Origin of the sequence: Thalassorhabdomicrobium marinisediminis, from assembly GCF_003072065.1 — a bacterium.
In the GTDB taxonomy this organism is placed as follows: Bacteria; Pseudomonadota; Alphaproteobacteria; order Rhodobacterales; family Rhodobacteraceae; genus Octadecabacter; species Octadecabacter marinisediminis.
Genome location: NZ_QCYG01000004.1, coordinates 280,960 through 296,889, shown reverse-complemented (window position 1 = coordinate 296,889; position 15,930 = coordinate 280,960). Strand labels below are relative to the sequence as shown.

13 protein-coding genes are annotated in these 15,930 nt (G+C 64.0%); 5 read left to right on the top strand and 8 right to left on the bottom strand.

Features of this window, described 5'->3' with window-relative positions; all coding sequences use genetic code 11:
• Nucleotides 1-340 precede the first annotated feature (340 nt).
• On the top strand, nucleotides 341-4,036 hold the full coding sequence (locus DC363_RS07850) for a Hint domain-containing protein (protein WP_108640578.1): 3,696 nt from the start codon (nucleotides 341-343) through the stop codon (nucleotides 4,034-4,036).
• Between the two features lie 36 nt (nucleotides 4,037-4,072).
• Here the strand turns inward: DC363_RS07850 and DC363_RS07845 are convergent, their stop codons facing one another.
• The 3 genes from DC363_RS07845 to DC363_RS07835 all read right to left on the bottom strand — a co-directional run bounded on the left by DC363_RS07845 (nucleotide 4,073) and on the right by DC363_RS07835 (nucleotide 7,340).
• Nucleotides 4,073-4,846, bottom strand: coding sequence for a gamma-glutamyl-gamma-aminobutyrate hydrolase family protein (locus DC363_RS07845; protein ID WP_108640577.1), 774 nt, complete (start codon nucleotides 4,844-4,846; stop codon nucleotides 4,073-4,075).
• 79 nt (nucleotides 4,847-4,925) lie between these two features.
• Nucleotides 4,926-7,073, bottom strand: coding sequence for a malate synthase G (locus tag DC363_RS07840; protein ID WP_108640576.1), 2,148 nt, complete (start codon nucleotides 7,071-7,073; stop codon nucleotides 4,926-4,928).
• 108 nt (nucleotides 7,074-7,181) lie between these two features.
• Entirely contained in the window at nucleotides 7,182-7,340 is a 159-nt protein-coding gene (locus DC363_RS07835; protein WP_338418930.1) for a DUF2256 domain-containing protein, read from the bottom strand.
• 85 nt (nucleotides 7,341-7,425) lie between these two features.
• On the opposite strand from DC363_RS07835, the gene pepN reads away from it, so the two are divergent.
• Entirely contained in the window at nucleotides 7,426-9,984 is a 2,559-nt protein-coding gene (gene pepN, locus DC363_RS07830; protein ID WP_108640574.1) for an aminopeptidase N, read from the top strand.
• Between the two features lie 30 nt (nucleotides 9,985-10,014).
• Here the strand turns inward: pepN and DC363_RS07825 are convergent, their stop codons facing one another.
• Entirely contained in the window at nucleotides 10,015-10,887 is an 873-nt protein-coding gene (locus DC363_RS07825; RefSeq protein ID WP_241962957.1) for a transglycosylase SLT domain-containing protein, read from the bottom strand.
• 188 nt (nucleotides 10,888-11,075) lie between these two features.
• Between DC363_RS07825 and gatB the strand changes: the two genes are divergently transcribed.
• Together gatB and DC363_RS07815 are read left to right on the top strand one after the other, a co-directional pair.
• Nucleotides 11,076-12,587 carry an Asp-tRNA(Asn)/Glu-tRNA(Gln) amidotransferase subunit GatB gene (gene gatB / locus DC363_RS07820; RefSeq protein ID WP_108640572.1) on the top strand — a complete coding sequence of 504 codons (1,512 nt, stop codon included), beginning with the start codon at nucleotides 11,076-11,078 and terminating at the stop codon, nucleotides 12,585-12,587.
• Between the two features lie 21 nt (nucleotides 12,588-12,608).
• A complete protein-coding gene (locus tag DC363_RS07815; protein WP_108640571.1) occupies nucleotides 12,609-13,073 on the top strand; it encodes a DUF4177 domain-containing protein in 465 nt (154 codons plus the stop codon).
• An 18-nt stretch (nucleotides 13,074-13,091) separates the two neighbouring features.
• On the opposite strand, the gene DC363_RS07810 is transcribed toward DC363_RS07815, so the two are convergent.
• Nucleotides 13,092-13,346, bottom strand: a complete 255-nt coding sequence (locus tag DC363_RS07810; RefSeq protein ID WP_108640570.1) for a BolA family protein — start codon at nucleotides 13,344-13,346, stop codon at nucleotides 13,092-13,094.
• Nucleotides 13,347-13,420: 74 nt separating this feature from the next.
• Here DC363_RS07810 and DC363_RS07805 point away from each other — a divergent pair, with 74 nt between their 5' ends.
• The gene (locus tag DC363_RS07805) at nucleotides 13,421-14,053 is read left to right on the top strand and encodes a DnaJ domain-containing protein (RefSeq protein WP_108640569.1); all 633 of its coding nucleotides are present in this window, start codon (nucleotides 13,421-13,423) and stop codon (nucleotides 14,051-14,053) included.
• Nucleotides 14,054-14,059: 6 nt separating this feature from the next.
• On the opposite strand, the gene DC363_RS07800 is transcribed toward DC363_RS07805, so the two are convergent.
• The 3 genes from DC363_RS07800 to DC363_RS07790 form a co-directional block, all read right to left on the bottom strand.
• Complete coding sequence (locus tag DC363_RS07800) at nucleotides 14,060-14,593, bottom strand: hypothetical protein (protein ID WP_108640568.1); 534 nt, start codon at nucleotides 14,591-14,593, stop codon at nucleotides 14,060-14,062.
• 105 nt (nucleotides 14,594-14,698) lie between these two features.
• Nucleotides 14,699-15,163 (bottom strand): peptide-methionine (R)-S-oxide reductase MsrB, encoded by a 465-nt coding sequence (msrB, locus tag DC363_RS07795; protein WP_108640567.1) that lies wholly within the window; start codon nucleotides 15,161-15,163, stop codon nucleotides 14,699-14,701.
• A 126-nt stretch (nucleotides 15,164-15,289) separates the two neighbouring features.
• Nucleotides 15,290-15,853, bottom strand: coding sequence for a fasciclin domain-containing protein (locus DC363_RS07790; RefSeq protein ID WP_108640566.1), 564 nt, complete (start codon nucleotides 15,851-15,853; stop codon nucleotides 15,290-15,292).
• Nucleotides 15,854-15,930: the final 77 nt, after the last annotated feature.

The window sequence follows — 15,930 nt, the reverse complement described above, 5'->3', positions numbered from 1 at the left end:
CCCTTGGTACCGATGTTTCATTGGTCGTTAACGTCCGGTCATGGGAATCACAAGCGCTTGCGCGGTCGATGCGGCAATCATTTGCATCGGTGACGCAAGATTGTTTCACGCAGGCGCCATCGTCGTCTTTGAGCAGCGGCCAGCCCCCACCGCGCCCGGGGCGGCAGCAAATCGTGTCGGGAATGGGGCGGCGGAGCGATGGCGGCCACGGAATGACCACGGTCGCGCTGGAAACGTCTTGGATTAACCGCAAATGCACCAAATTGCAGCACTAGGTCTGACGTCAAGACACGCGCACCGGGGATGACCCCCTGCGGGATTCGAGCAGTCAGGAGTGAGTATGGCAACAGGTTATCTGGTTTGGCTGGACGATGGGTCTTTGGACGCGGGCGATGCAATCTCGGGCGCGCCATCCGAATTTACTATCGACGAAACGCTTGGCACCGGGTCTTGGCAGTGGTCCGGTTACTATACCGGAAACGGCAGATATTATAATAATATCCCCGACACGGGCGTCTATCACCTCGGGTCGGACGGCAACGTCTATTTCGTTCCCGACAACTACACGATCTCTAACGGATCAGCCACCGCGACCAGCGCACCGGACTATTATGTCCCGGACGGGGCCGTGGACGGCACCGACGGCGATGACGTGATTGATGAAAGCTATGCCGACACCCAGAATGAATCGGTCAGCGCGGGCAACGACAGCGTCGAGGGCGGTCGGGGCGATGACACGATCGACGCCGGTGCGGGTGACGATACGATTTCCGGTGGCCAAGGCGCCGACAGTATCCGGGGTGGTGACGGTAACGATACGATCCACGGGGACGACGCGGGCGAGGTCAAGGGCGAGACGACGCAGCTCAGCTGGGCCGACCAGACCGACAACGGCACCGCGATCAACGACAATGACAGCATCGCCGCCGGGTTCACCGGGGCCTCGGCCAACGGTGAGATTGCCGTCGCGGTCTCGATCGAGGCCGAAGAAAATTTTACCCGCGCCTTGATGGATGAGAGCCAGCGGCTCTACAATTACAACAGCCTGAGTGACCGCTCCTCGATTGAGCTTTATGGCGGCCGCACAGGCGCGGGGCAGAACGCCGCTACCATGTCGATGGACTTTTCGTCCAACGATCCGGCGAATGTCTCGGGCGAGGTGCGCGATGTCACCTTCGGCATCCACGATCTGGATTATTCACGAGGTCAGTTTGTCGATCAGGTGATCATCACCGCCTATGATGCCGACGGAAACCCGGTGGCGGTCACCCTCACCCCCGGCGATCCTTCGACCATTTCGGTCGACAACGCGACCGGCACGGCCACGGCGATCCCCGGCTCCGGCGGCTCGGGCCGGGAGGATTCCGTGACCGGCTTTGTCGAGGTCAGCATCGCGGGGCCGGTGGCGCGAATCGAGATCGACTACAACAACATTGACCCGGCCCACGGAAACCATGCGATCCGCGTGGGCGACCTGCAGATGACGACCATCGGCGTCGACAACCCATCCATCAATGACGACACCATCGACGGCGGCGCAGGCGATGACGTTCTATTCGGCGGCAGCGGCGACGACAGCCTGACCGGGGGGGGCGACAATGACACCGTCTATGGCGGTGAGGGTGCGGACATCGTCGGCGGCGGCACAGGTGACGACTTCCTCGACGGCGGCGCAGGCAATGACACCCTGTTCGGCGGCAGCGGCGCGGACCGGCTGGATGGCGGCCCCGGCGACGACAGCCTTTATGGCGGCGCGGACGACGACACGCTTCTTGCGGGCGCAGGCGATGACACGCTCGACGGGGGCACCGGCTCGGACCGGTTCGAGATCACCGACACTGACGGGCAGGACACGATCATCGGTGGCGAGGATGCCGACGGGCAGGACGTCGACACCCTCTCCTTCAGCGCGCCCGCCTCCGGTCAGGGGATCGACATCGTCGCCACCGGGGACGAATCCGGGACCTATGCGTTCGATGGCACCGCCGCGGGCGGCAGCTACAGCGAAATCGAAGCCTTCGAGGGCACGGACCACGGCGACTTCATCGACCTGCGTCTGGACCACAGCGGGGTGAGCGTTGCCGCAGGCGCGGGCAACGATTCCATCGGCGGCGGGCGTGGGGATGACACCATCGACGCGGGCAGCGGCGCGGATTCCATCCTTGCCGGGGCGGGCGACGACGTTTTCGATCTGGGCTCGGACGGCGCCGGCGGCACCGATGGTGACGCGGATGTGGTCTATCTCGATAACGGGTTCGGCGACGATTACATCATCAACTTCGACGCCCCCATCGACAACGGCGACGGCACCTTCACCGGGGTGGACCGGCTCGACGTCATTTTGCTGACCAGCCCGGACGGCAAGCCGATCAACGTCAACAACGTCACCGTCTCGGACGACGGCGCGGGCAACGCGGTCCTGACCTTCCCCCGGGGCGAGACGATCACCATCGAAGGGATCGATCCGGCCGCTGCGGCCGACCCCTTCTACCTCAACGCCCTTGGCATCCCGCTCAGCGACGGCACCGTCGAAGGCACCGCCGGCGCGGATGTGATCGACAGCGCCTACGTCGGCGACCCCGATGGCGACCGTGTCGACAATGGCGATGCGATCCTTCCCGGCGACACGGGCGACGATGACCTGATCTATGGCTATGGCGGCGACGACAGCATCGATGCAGGGTCCGGCGCGGACGAGGTCTATGGCGGCACCGGTAACGACACGATTCAGGGCGGTGCGGGGAATGACACCGTCTTTGGCGACAGTGGCGACGATATCCTGCGCGGCGGTGCGGGGGACGACACGCTGTTCGGCGGCGCAGGGCGCGATGTGCTCTATGCCGGAGCGGGCGACGATGTGCTTGACGGGGGGACCGGATCGGACACCTTCGTGGTCGGCGAAGGCTTCGGCAACGACACGCTGACCGGGGGCGAAGACACGGGCCCCGCCGATATCGATGTGATCGACGCCGGTGGCATGACCTCCGATGTGACGCTCACCTTCACCGGGGACGAGGCCGGGACGCTCAGCGATGGCGCGAACACGGCGACATTCTCCGAGATGGAGTTGGTGGTGCTCGGCTCAGGCAATGACACGGTCATCGGCGGCGCGGGTGACGATCACGTCTATGCCGGTGCGGGCGACGATACCATGTCCGGCGGGCTTGGCGCCGATACCCTCTATGGCGGTGCGGGCAACGATACGATCACCTTCACCGAGGGTGACGAGATCTATGGCGGTGCGGGCGACGACATCTTCACGCTCGAAGATCTGGGTGAGGCGGAGAACGGCACGATCACCATTGAAGGCGGCAGCGGCTCCGAGACCGGCGGCGACACTTTGCAGCTTGGCACCCTTGGGCAGCTTACCAAGGAGGTGCGCGACAGCTTCGTTGACGATGGCACCGGCAGCTATTCGGGCTCGATCACGCTGGACGACGGCACGATCCTCAACTTCACCGAGATCGAGAACATCATCTGCTTCACGCCGGGCACGCGCATCGCCACGCCCCGCGGTCTCATTGCAATCGAGGACCTGCGGGTGGGCGATCAGGTGGTCACCCGCGATCACGGATTGCAGGCGATCCGCTGGATCGAAGCGCGCCGGGTCCCTGCGGTGGACCGCTTCGCGCCGGTGACGATCCGCAAGGGCGTGCTGGGCGGACAGGAACAGGACCTCATCGTCTCTCCGCAGCACCGGGTCATGTTTCAGGGCTACCGCGCCGAGCTTCTCTTCGGAGAGAGCGAGGTGCTCGTCGCCGCCAAGCATCTAGTGGACGGCATGGACGTGACGCAGGACGAGCGCGAAGCGGTGACTTACATCCACATGATGTTCGACCAGCACGAGATCATCTATGCCGAGGGGGCCGCGACCGAGAGTTTTCACCCCGGCGATATCGGCTTTTCTGCCGTGGGCGACAAGGCGCGGGACGAGCTTTTCGCGATCTTCCCCGAGCTGCGCGCCGATCCCAAGACCTATGGCGCCCCTGCGCGGCGTTGCCTCAAACGGCACGAGGCGATGCTGGTGCGCACCTGATTTGGCGCGTGTCGCGCGCGCTTGGGAAGCGTCGCGTCAGGCGCTGCGGCGGAAGCTCTGCCGACCGTTCGCCCAGTCGCGCGCGGCGTCGCCCAGCCCCCCGAACAGCCGTTTGGACACGGGATCGATCCCGGCCTGATACTCCGGATGCCACTGGACGCTCAGCGTGAAGCCCTTGGCATCGCGCACGTAGATCGCTTCGGGCGTGCCGTCGGGGGCGTGCCCCTCGACCACGATATTGTCGCTGGGGTCAAGGATCCCCTGCCCGTGCAGCGAATTGGTCATGATTTCCGTGGTGCCCATCAGCTCATGAAACTTGCCGCCCTCGGTCAGGGTCACGATATGGCGCATCGCAAACTTCTCTTCCAGCGTGCCGTCGGGCGGCATCCGGTGATTGTCGCGCCCGTCCAGATCTCGGATTTCGGGGTGAAGGGTGCAGCCCATGGCGACGGCAACCTCTTGAAACCCGCGACAAATCCCGAAGAACGGCTGGCCCCGCTCAACGCAGCGGCGCACCAGAGGCAAGGTCAGCCCATCCCGCGCCCGGTCAAAGGCGCCGTGGGCCTCGGTGGGCGGATGGCCGTATTCCTCGGGGTGGACGTTGGGCCGCCCGCCGGTCAGCAGGAAACCGTCGCAGGTCTCAAGCAAATCGTCGAGGTCCACGAGCGTGGGGTCAGCTGGCACAATGAGCGGCACCGCCTCCGCGACATGGGCGATGGCTTCGGAATCCATCATCCCCGCAGCGTGAACGGGATAGTCGTCGTTGACGATATAGCGGTTGCCGATGATGCCGATAACAGGTTTGCGCATGGGGGTCCCTTTTGCACGAGGTTTAGCAAGCCCCCGCGCAAGATCAAACCCCCGGTGCGCATCCAGCGCGCGCCACGCCCTAGCTGTTGCGCTGCGCCTTGAGCTCCAACCGGCGGCGGTGCAGGACCGGCTCGGTATAACCCGAAGGCTGCTCGCGCCCACGGAACACCAGATCACAGGCCGCTTGGAACGCGATCCCGTCGAATGCCGGCCCCATAGGCGTGTAGTTCGCATCGCCCGCGTTCTGCTCGTCCACGACAACGGCCATCTTGCGCATCGCGTCCATCACGGTCTGCTCATCGACAATCCCGTGGTGCATCCAGTTGGCGATATGCTGGGCGGAGATCCGGCAGGTGGCGCGATCCTCCATCAGGGGAACGTCATTGATGTCGGGCACTTTCGACGCGCCGATGCCCTGATCGATCCAGCGCACCACATAGCCAAGGATGCCTTGGGCGTTGTTCTCGACCTCACGCAGGATCTGGTCCTCGGTCCAGGCGCGGTAGCTGGCCAGCGGGATGTCCAGCAGGGCCTGCACATAGGCGCGGCGGCCCCCAGCCTTGAGCTTGTCCTGCACCGCGAAGACGTCAACCTTGTGGTAATGCAGCGCGTGCAGCGTCGCCGCCGTCGGGCTGGGCACCCAGGCGCAATTGGCCCCCGCCTTGGGGTGGGCGATCTTCTGTTCGATCATCGCTGCCATGGCGTCGGGCATGGCCCACATGCCCTTGCCGATCTGCGCCTTGCCGGACAGACCGCATTCCAGACCAATGTCGACGTTCTGATCCTCATAGGCGATGATCCAGCCCTTGCGCTTGATGAATTCCTTGCGGCTGAACGGCCCTGCCTCCATCGAGGTGTGGATCTCGTCGCCTGTGCGATCAAGGAAGCCGGTGTTGATAAAGGCGACACGGCTTTTCGCGGCGCGGATACATTCCTTGAGGTTGACCGAGGTGCGGCGCTCTTCGTCCATGATGCCGATCTTGACGGTGTATTGCGGCAGGCCCAGCGCCTTTTCGACGTGGGTGAAGATACTGTCGGTGAAGGCCACCTCTTCGGGGCCGTGCATCTTCGGCTTCACGACATAAATCGACCCGTGCAGCGAGTTGCCACCCGCGCGGGCGAGGTCGTGCATGGCGATCAGCACGGTGATCATCGCGTCCATCAGCCCTTCGAACACCTCGTTCCCGTCCCGGTCGAGGATCGCGGGATTGGTCATCAGGTGGCCTACGTTGCGCACCCAAAGCAGCGCGCGCCCTTTCAGCGTCAGCGTGCCGCCGTCAGGCGCGGTATAGGTGCGGTCGTCGGCCAATCGACGGGTCTGCGTCTTGCCGCCCTTTTCGAAGGTGGACGTCAGATCGCCGCGCATCAGGCCCAGCCAGTTGGTATAGGCGTCGACCTTATCCTCGGCATCCACGCAGGCCACGGAATCCTCGAAGTCCATGATCGCCGACACCGCGCTTTCCATCTGCACATCGGCCAGTTTCGCACGGTCTTTCGAGCCGATGATATGATCCGCGTCGAATACAAGTTCGACGTGCAGGCCGTTGTTTTTCAACACGATACTGTCCGGCGCGGCGGCATCGCCGGTGTAGCCCACGAATTGCTCGGGCATCATCAACGGGTTGCCATCCACGACCAACGCACCGTCTTCGACGGCGTAGCTCTCCACATCCCCGTGCGAGGCATTCTTGATCGGAAAGGCCTGATCCAGAAACACCCGCGTGCGCGCCACGACGCGAGCGCCGTGACCGCGATCATAGCCCTTGCCCTGCGGCTGGCGGCCCATGGCATCGGTGCCGTAGAAGGCATCATACAGGCTGCCCCAGCGGGCGTTCGCGGCGTTCAGCGCAAAGCGCGCGTTGGTGATCGGCACCACAAGCTGCGGTCCGGGCACACTGGCGATCTCGGGGTCCACATTGGCGGTGTCGATCTCGAAATCCGCGCCTTCCTCGACGAGATAGCCGATCTTTCGCAGGAACGCCTCATAGGCTTTCTCGTCCAGCGGCTGGCCCTGACGGGCGGTGTGCCAATCGTCGATCTGGCTTTGCAGCGTCTCGCGCTTCTCCAGCAGGGCCTTGTTCTTGGGGCCGAAGTCGTGGACCAGCTCCGCCAAGCCCTGCCAGAACGCTTCGGCGCTCACGTCGAGCCCGTCCAGCGCCTGACCCTCGACGAAATCGGCCAGTTCCTGTGCCACCGAAAGACCTGCGCGCTCAACTCTGTCTGTCATGTTACCCGTCCTTTACCTGTCTGTATGCCGTTGCACACTGTTGCGTCAGACCTACGGCCTGACGTCGCCCGAGGCAACCGGCACGATGCCCCGCAGCCCTAAAGCAATTTATCGAATTTCTTGAGAGTTTAAAACGTCGCGCGCTGTCCGGCACCGGCGCGAGCAGTATTGCACCTGTTCCCAGTCGCGCGCCCATTTGCGGCGCCAGACGAACGGCCGCCCGCAGGTTTTGCACAGCTTTGACGGCAGGTCCGATTTGCGACGCATCTTCATGGGGCAAAGTTAGGGCGATCCGCCTTGTGGCCCAGCGGGACGGTGACTAGGTTCCCCGCAACCCCAGCCGGAGGACCCCATGAAAGACGCAAGCCCCCAGACCATTTACCTGAGCGATTACCGCCCCTTCGGCTATCACGTCGACACGGTGCACCTGACCTTCCGGCTGCATCCCACGCAAACCCGGGTGATCAGTCGCATCGCATTCCGTCCCAACACCGAGGCCCCGGGTCCGTTCTTTTTGCACGGGGAGGACATGCAGCTGATCTCGGCGAAGATTGATGGGGTCGCGGTCTCGCCCGAGGTCACCGACAAAGGCCTGACCTGCACCGTGCCCGACGCGCCCTTTGTCTGGGAAGCCGAGGTCGAAATCTCGCCGCAGACGAACACCGCGCTCGAAGGGCTTTATATGTCCAACGGCATGTATTGCACCCAGTGCGAGGCCGAAGGCTTCCGCAAGATCACCTTCTACCCCGACCGCCCGGACGTCATGAGCGTCTTCACCACGCGGATCGAAAGCGACCTGCCGGTGATGCTGTCGAACGGCAACCCCGTGGACCAAGGCGACGGCTGGGCAGAATGGCACGACCCATGGCGCAAGCCCGCCTATCTTTTCGCGCTGGTCGCGGGCGATCTGGCCGCCCATTCGGGGCAATTTACCACGATGTCCGGCAAAGACGTCACGTTGAACCTCTACGTGCGCCCCGGCCCGGATGAGGGGAAATGCGCCTTCGGCATGGAGGCCCTGAAACGCGCCATGCGCTGGGATGAAGAGGTTTACGGCCGCGAATACGACTTGGACATTTTCAACATCGTGGCCGTGGATGACTTCAATGCCGGCGCGATGGAGAACAAGGGGTTGAACATTTTCAACTCCAGCTGCGTGCTGGCCTCCCCGGACACGAGCACCGACGCCAATTACGAGCGGATCGACGCGATCATCGCGCACGAGTATTTCCACAACTGGACCGGCAACCGGATCACCTGCCGCGACTGGTTCCAGCTGTGTCTGAAAGAAGGGCTGACCGTGTTCCGCGATCAGCAATATACCGGCGATCAGGGCAGTCATGCGGTGAAACGGATCGAGGATGCGATCGTGCTGCGCTCGCGCCAGTTCCGCGAGGATAACGGCCCCCTCGCGCATCCGGTGCGCCCCGAAAGCTTCATCGAGATCAACAACTTCTATACGATCACCGTTTACGAGAAAGGCGCTGAGCTGATCGGCATGCTCAAGCGGCTAGTCGGGGATGAGGCCTATTACAAGGCCGTCGATCTTTACTTCGACCGCCACGACGGTGAGGCTGCGACGATCGAGGATTGGCTGAAGGTGTTCGAGGATGCCACGGGCCGCGATCTGACCCAGTTCAAACGCTGGTATTCACAGGCAGGCACCCCGCGCGTGACGGTGACGGACGACTTTAAGGACGGCACCTATACGCTTCATTTCAAACAGGAAACGCCGCCTACGCCCGGGCAGGAGCAGAAGGAGCCGCAGGTGATCCCCATCGCCGTGGGCCTGCTGTCGCCCAACGGGGACGAAGTGATGCCGACCACCATGCTCGAGATGACCGAGACAGAGCAGAGCTTCAGCTTTGACGGGCTTGGGGCGAAACCGGTGCCATCGATCCTGCGTGACTTTTCTGCGCCGGTGATCCTTGAGCGCGCCGAAAGCAACGCCGACCGCGCCTTTCTGATGGCCCATGACACCGACCCGTTCAACAAATGGGACGCGGCGGACAAGCTTGCCAAATCGGTATTGCGGGCGATGATCATAAGTGAAGCGTCCCCCGATCAGGCCTATCTCGACGGGGTGGCAGCGATCCTGCGTGACGACACGCTGGACCCGGCGTTCCGCGCCCTGTGCCTGACCCTGCCGAGTGAGGATGATCTGGCCCAAGCGCTCCATGACGCCGGCACGACCCCTGACCCCATGGCGATCCACACCGCGCGCGAGGCGCTGAAGCTGGCGCTGGCGCAGCACCTGCAAGACACGCTGCCGCGCATTCGGGCGGCCATGACCGTCGAAGGCCCCTACTCGCCTGATGCGAAGTCCGCCGGCAAACGCAGCCTTGGCACAGCCGCGCTCGCACTTTTGTCGCGGCTCGACGGGGGCGCGGCCGCTCAGGCGCAATTTGCGGGCGCCGACAATATGACGTTGCAACTGGCCGCGCTGTCGGTGCTGCTGCAGATCGGCAAGGGCGACGCCGAAAGCGCCGCTTTCCGCGATCAGTGGCGCAACGACCGGCTGGTGACTGACAAGTGGTTCGGCCTGAAGGTCGCCACCGCCGCGCCCGAGGACGCCGCAGCCGTGGCCGAAGCACTGACCCGGGAGCCTGATTTCGACATGAAGAACCCCAACCGCTTCCGCGCGGTGTTCGGGGCGCTCGCGGGCCACAGCGCGGGGTTCCACCACCCCTCGGGCGCCGCTTACGACCTGCTGGGCGACTGGATCAGCAAGCTGGACGGGATGAACCCGCAGACCGCCGCGCGGATGACCACGGCGTTCGAGACGTGGCGGCGCTACGATGCCGACCGGCAGGCGAAAATGCGGGCGGTGCTGCACCGGATTGCCGCGACCGACGGTCTGTCCCCTGACACGGCCGAGATGGTCAGCCGCATTCTGGGGGACGCAGAGTAGCCCACGCTGAGGCCCGCTTTTGCAGTGCGCTTAGTTGACGTCCATCGTCGACAGGGCCGCTTGCACGATGGGCCGCGCGCGGGGCCGGATCGACTGCTGCGGCACGGGAACCTGACAATACTCCTGCTGCCGCGTCCAGGCGGCCATCTCGGCGATCTTGCTGCGATGGGTCATCGGCCCCCAATCCGCCGCGACGCCGCGCCAGCGCGTGTCGCGCAGGGCGATGGCATTGTCCCGCGGCACGGTCACATTCATGATGCGGATCGCGCAGGACAGGTTGTCCTCGGGGTCTTTCAACGCCTCCCCCGTGGTGGCGCGGCAGCCGTAGCGGCGGGCCGTATCGGGGTAGATTTGCAGCAGGCCGTACCAAAGATTGCCCCCGCCCACGGCAGTCGGACGATAGGTGCTTTCATGTTTGGCCAGCGCCGACATCATCCCCACCCAGAAGGCGCGGCGCAGATGTGGCGGGTTTTGCGCATAGCCCGGGCACCAGGTCTCGATGTCGCGGGGCACGGTGTCGTCCAGCCGCTCGCCGTGGCTGCGCAGGGCGGCCAGCGCAGCGCGGGTCCAACTGGCGCTGTCGCCGCGGAAATCCCACCGGGCGTCGGGGATGTAGTTCACCCGCATCCTCGGACGCACACTCGGGTTCTGGGAGATCACCACCGGATAGCGGATCATGTGCACAGGGCGCGGGTTGGGCCGATGGGCGCGCAACGCCGCCTGCGCGGCCTGCGCACGCTGCTGCTCTGCGTCGAAGCGCGACAGGGGGCGGGTGTCGGTCTGCGGTCCGCCGATCGGCCAGTCCGTCGGACGGTCGGAGAAATCGGCAACCGGCTGGGCCAGCGCCGACGTGGCGAGAGTGACCGCAAGAATCCCCCCCAGGAGAGACTTGAGTGCAAACATTTGCGGGACCATGGCCAGTGTTTCCGCAAAAGGCAAGAAAGCGGGCCCCCTGCCCGCCCGCGCGGGCGAATTTTCGCGCGACGGACGGGCCAGAGGGGAGATTCAACCGTCCTCGGGACACCGCGCCGCTTGAAGCCCGCACGGCTTGGCCCTATTCAGACCGTGAAATTCAACGCCGGAGCCCAGCCATGCTTGACCTGACCTACGACAGCCCGAAGCCTAAGACGATCGCCGGAGCCACCGGCGATTGGGAGCTTGTGATCGGGCTTGAGGTCCACGCGCAGGTGGCGACCAAGGCCAAGCTGTTCTCGGGCGCGTCGACCCAGTTCGGAGCCGAGCCCAACAGCAACGTGGCGTTCGTCGACGCGGGCATGCCCGGGATGCTGCCGGTGATCAACGAAGAGTGTGTGGCCTCTGCGGTCAAGACGGGCCTTGGGCTGAAAGCGCAGATCAACCTGACGTCGGCGTTTGACCGGAAGAACTATTTCTATCCGGACCTGCCGCAGGGCTATCAGATCAGCCAGCTTTACCATCCCATCGTCGGCACTGGTGAGGTGCTGGTCGAGATGGGCGACGGCACGGCGCGCAACGTCCGGATTGAGCGCATCCACCTTGAGCAGGATGCGGGCAAGTCGATCCACGACATGGACCCGGCGATGTCCTTCGTGGACCTCAACCGCACCGGCGTCGCCTTGATGGAGATCGTGAGCTTCCCGGACATTCGCGGGCCGGAGGAGGCCGCCGCTTACGTGGGCAAGCTGCGCCAGATCATGCGCTATCTGGGCACCTGCGACGGCAACATGCAAAACGGCAACCTGCGCGCGGACGTGAACGTTTCGGTCTGTCGTCCCGGCGATTACGAAAAGTTTCAGGAGACTGGCGATTTCGGTCACCTTGGCACCCGCTGCGAGATCAAGAACATGAACTCCATGCGGTTCATTCAGGCGGCGATTTACCACGAGGCACGGCGCCAGATCGCCATTCTTGAGGATGGCGGCGCAATCACGCAGGAAACCCGCCTTTACGATCCCGACAAGAACGAGACGCGGTCGATGCGCTCCAAGGAAGAGGCGCATGATTATCGCTACTTCCCCGATCCCGACCTCCTCCCGCTTGAGATCGAGCAGGCCTGGGTGGATGACATCGAAGCCTCTTTGCCCGAGCTTCCGGACGAGAAAAAGGCGCGGTTCATCAAGGATTTCGGCCTGAGCGACTATGACGCAAGCGTGCTGACCGCCGATGTGACCAACGCCGCCTTCTTCGAGGAAGTGGCCGCGGGCACCGACGGCAAGCTGGCCGCGAACTGGGTCATTAACGAGCTTTTCGGCCGTCTGAAGAAGGACGACAAGACTATCCACGACAGCCCCATTTCCGCCGCGCGGCTGGGCCAGATCGTGGCCTTGATCAAGTCCGACAAGATCAGCGGCAAGATCGCCAAGGACGTTTTTGACATCGCCTACACGCAGGACCGCGACCCCGACGAGATCGTGAAGACCGAAGGCATGGAGCAGGTCACAGACACCGGCGCCATCGAAGCCGCCGTGGACGAGATCATCGCTGCCAATCCCGCGCAGGTGGAAAAGGCCAAGGCCAACCCGAAACTCGCGGGCTGGTTCGTCGGTCAGGTGATGAAGGCCACGGGCGGCAAGGCGAACCCGGCGGCCGTGAACAAGATGGTCAGCGCCAAACTGGGGCTCTAGGGCTTTTGAAAGGTCTTCGGAATGTTTGAATACAAGGTCGTGCCCTGCCCCCGCAAAGGGCTGAAGGCCAAAGGCGTCAAAGGGGCCGAAGCGCAGTTCGCCCATGCGATGCAGACGGCGATGAACGAACAGGCGGCTGAAGGCTGGACCTATCTGCGCACGGACACGTGGCCCATGGACGAACGCCAGGGCCTGACCGGCAAGACCACCACGTTCCAGACGATGATGGTCTTTCAGAGAGTGGTGCCCGCACCGGAAGATGACACGCCAACAGCCGGGCTGATCGAGGATCAGTCAGGCGGTGCCGGGGGCGCAACCGACGTCGCCGAAACGCCGGATGCCCCCGACAGTCAGCCCCCTGCCGAACACGAGCGTCCAGAGACCAAGGAGGTCTCGGCCGATGCGGAACACTTAAGCGAAACGGATGCGCAACCGGACGAGACACCGGACACACCGCCCGAGGACGCCGAAAAGCCGCGCGCCTAAGCCCGCCGCGCTCCGCCGTCAGTCGATCTGCAACGAGAGCGCGTGGATGCGACCGATGATTTCGGGGCCAAGGGCGTCATGAATCGCCCGGTGTTTGGCAATCCGCGACGCGCCCGCAAGTTCCGGCGCGGTCATCTCGATGCGCCAGTGACTCTCGCCCGATCCATCGTCGCCCGCATGTCCCGCGTGCAGATGGCTCTCGTTGATGACCGCCAGCGACGTTGGCGAAAACCGCCCCTCAAGCGCTCTGCGAATTTCCGCTTCCATGCTCATTATTTTAACTCCTGCCCCTTCAATCCTGTGCCGTTTGGTTTAAAGTCTGTCGGCCGAGTCGGAAAGGTAATGCCATGAATAAAGATGATCCCTTCGGGTTTAATATGTCGGTTTCGGCCAGCAAGAAGAAGAACCCGCGCGGCCGACGCGGGATGTCCGGCGCGTCCGAGACGTCCACCCGCGTGTGCGAGAAGCCCGGCTGCGAAGAGGCGGGCAAGTATCGCGCGCCCAAGAACCCCGATGTGCTCGATGATTACTACTGGTTCTGCAAGGAACACGTGCGCGAATACAATCTGGGCTGGAACTTCTTCGACGGCACGACCGAGGCCGAGATCAACGCCCAGCAGAGCAAGGATCGCGTGTGGGAGCGCAGCACCAAGCCGTTCCACAAATCCGACGAACAGCGCGCCTGGGCGCGGCTGGGTGTCGACGATCCGCATCAGGTGCTGGGGCAGAACGCCACCCAGAACCCCGGCAAATCTGTCACCGGCTCGACCCGCAAGCTGCCCGCGACCGAACGCCGGGCCATCGAGATCCTTGAAGCCAAGGATCACTGGACCAAGGCCGAAGTGCGCAAGGCTTACAAGAAGCTGATCAAGGTGCTGCACCCGGACATGAACGGCGGCGACCGCTCACAGGAAGAGCAGCTGTCCGAAGTGGTCTGGGCCTGGGACCAGATCAAGGCCAGCCGACATTTCCGCACCTAGGCGCGATCAGACCAGCCGCCCGCGCAAGCGGGCGGTGAGGCTGTCGTTCGGGTCCACGGCCTTGGAATCGGCGACCGCGAAAATGGAATCCCGTTCGCGCTGATAGACCCCCATCAGGATATGCACCGCGATCAGGTTCGTGGCCCAGAGCAGCGCCAGAAGAGGTGCGCCCAGCAGGGTCACGCAAACGATGAAGGGTCCGAACATGGTGCCGTAAAGCGGCAGCGACAGGGTGCCGCCGATCACCGCGCCGATAAATGTGACCCAGATCGCACCGGCGACGCCCCGCAGGGCGCCCGCGACCCCCGCCTGCCCCATCCGGTCCCCGGACAGGAACAGCGCCGCCAGCCCGCCAAGGGCCGAGGCGGCGATGATCCAGAGCTGATAGGCGCTGATCCCGTCAAAGACCGAGGCGCCTTCAAGGCGCAGCACGGCCAGAAACCCAAGTCCTGCGCTGCTGATCCCCACGACCAAAAAGGCCAACGCGCGGGCGCGTTCGCCTTCGGAAAATTCGCGGTCTCGGCGCAGGGACTGGCGCATGGGCTCTCCGACGGTTGAACGGAGATTTTGACAGCGCTTTGCGGCGCCGGTGTGGCGCTTGGAGCAAGTCTGGCGAACGGTTTGTTTCACAGGCCGCGACAGTGGCTACGCCGCGCGGAACACCAGACTTGCACCGTTCAGACAATGACGCAGGCCCGTGGGCGGCGGGCCGTCGTCGAAAATGTGCCCCAGATGGCTGCCGCAGCGGTCGCAGTGGCATTCCGTGCGGGTCGTGAACAACGTGTTGTCGGGCTTCGTCCCGATCGCATCGGGCAGCACGTCATAGAACGAAGGCCAGCCGGTGCCGCTGTCGAATTTATGCGCCGAGGTATAGAGCGCCTGATCGCAGCCGCGACAGTGATAGACACCGTCGGCGTAGTTCGCATCAAGCGGTGACGATCCGGCCCGCTCGGTCGCCTCCTCGCGCATCACGCGGTATTGCAGATCAGTCAGCATGGCCCGCCACTCGGCCTCGCTGCGCGTGACCTCGAACGGGCCCTCGGCGGCCATCGTGCGCCCTGCGCCAAAGGCGGCGGCAAGAGCGGTCAGGGAGAATGTGCGACGGTTCATGGGATGTTCCTTTGCGGTGGTCTGAAGAGCATAGGCCCTGCGCCGCGCGCGTGGGACAGTTTTACGCGCGGCGCACGGGCTTGTGACCGAAGGGTGAGACGAAGCCCCCCGGTCACAGGGTCACGCTTACTGCTTGGGCAGCATCACGCGGTCGATCACGTGGATCACGCCGTTGGACTGATCGACGTCAGCGATGGTCACAGTGGCCATGCGGCCGTTCTCATCGGTGAGCGTGATGTTGTCGCCGTCCATCTCGGCCATCAGCGTGCAGCCGCCAAGGGTCGGCACGGGATGCGCGCCGCCGTCATCGGCGATCATGCCGCCGATGGCGTCAGCGAAGACTTCGGCGCCCACAACGTGGCAGGTCAGGATCTCGGTCAATTGATCCTTGGCGCTCGGCTGCAGCAACGCGTTGAGGCTGTCGTCCTCGATCATGTCGAAAGCGTCATCTGTGGGGGCGAAGACGGTGAAGGGGCCCTCACCGGAAAGCGTTTCCACAAGGCCTGCGGCCTGCACTGCGGCCACAAGGGTCGTGTGGATCGGCGAGTTCACGGCGTTCTCGATGATGTTCTTTTCGGCCAGCATTTCGGCGCCGCCCACCATGGGGTTCGCGGCATGGGATTCGGCGAAGGCGGCCCCAGCGGTGAGGGCAAGGGCAGTCGCGGCGGTGGCAAAAGTTTTAAGGGTCATAAGTAGCTCCTGTCAGTTCAACATCTTGGGGCGCTTGATTGCGATCCCGATGCCCGAAGCTACGGATGCGGTCCGAC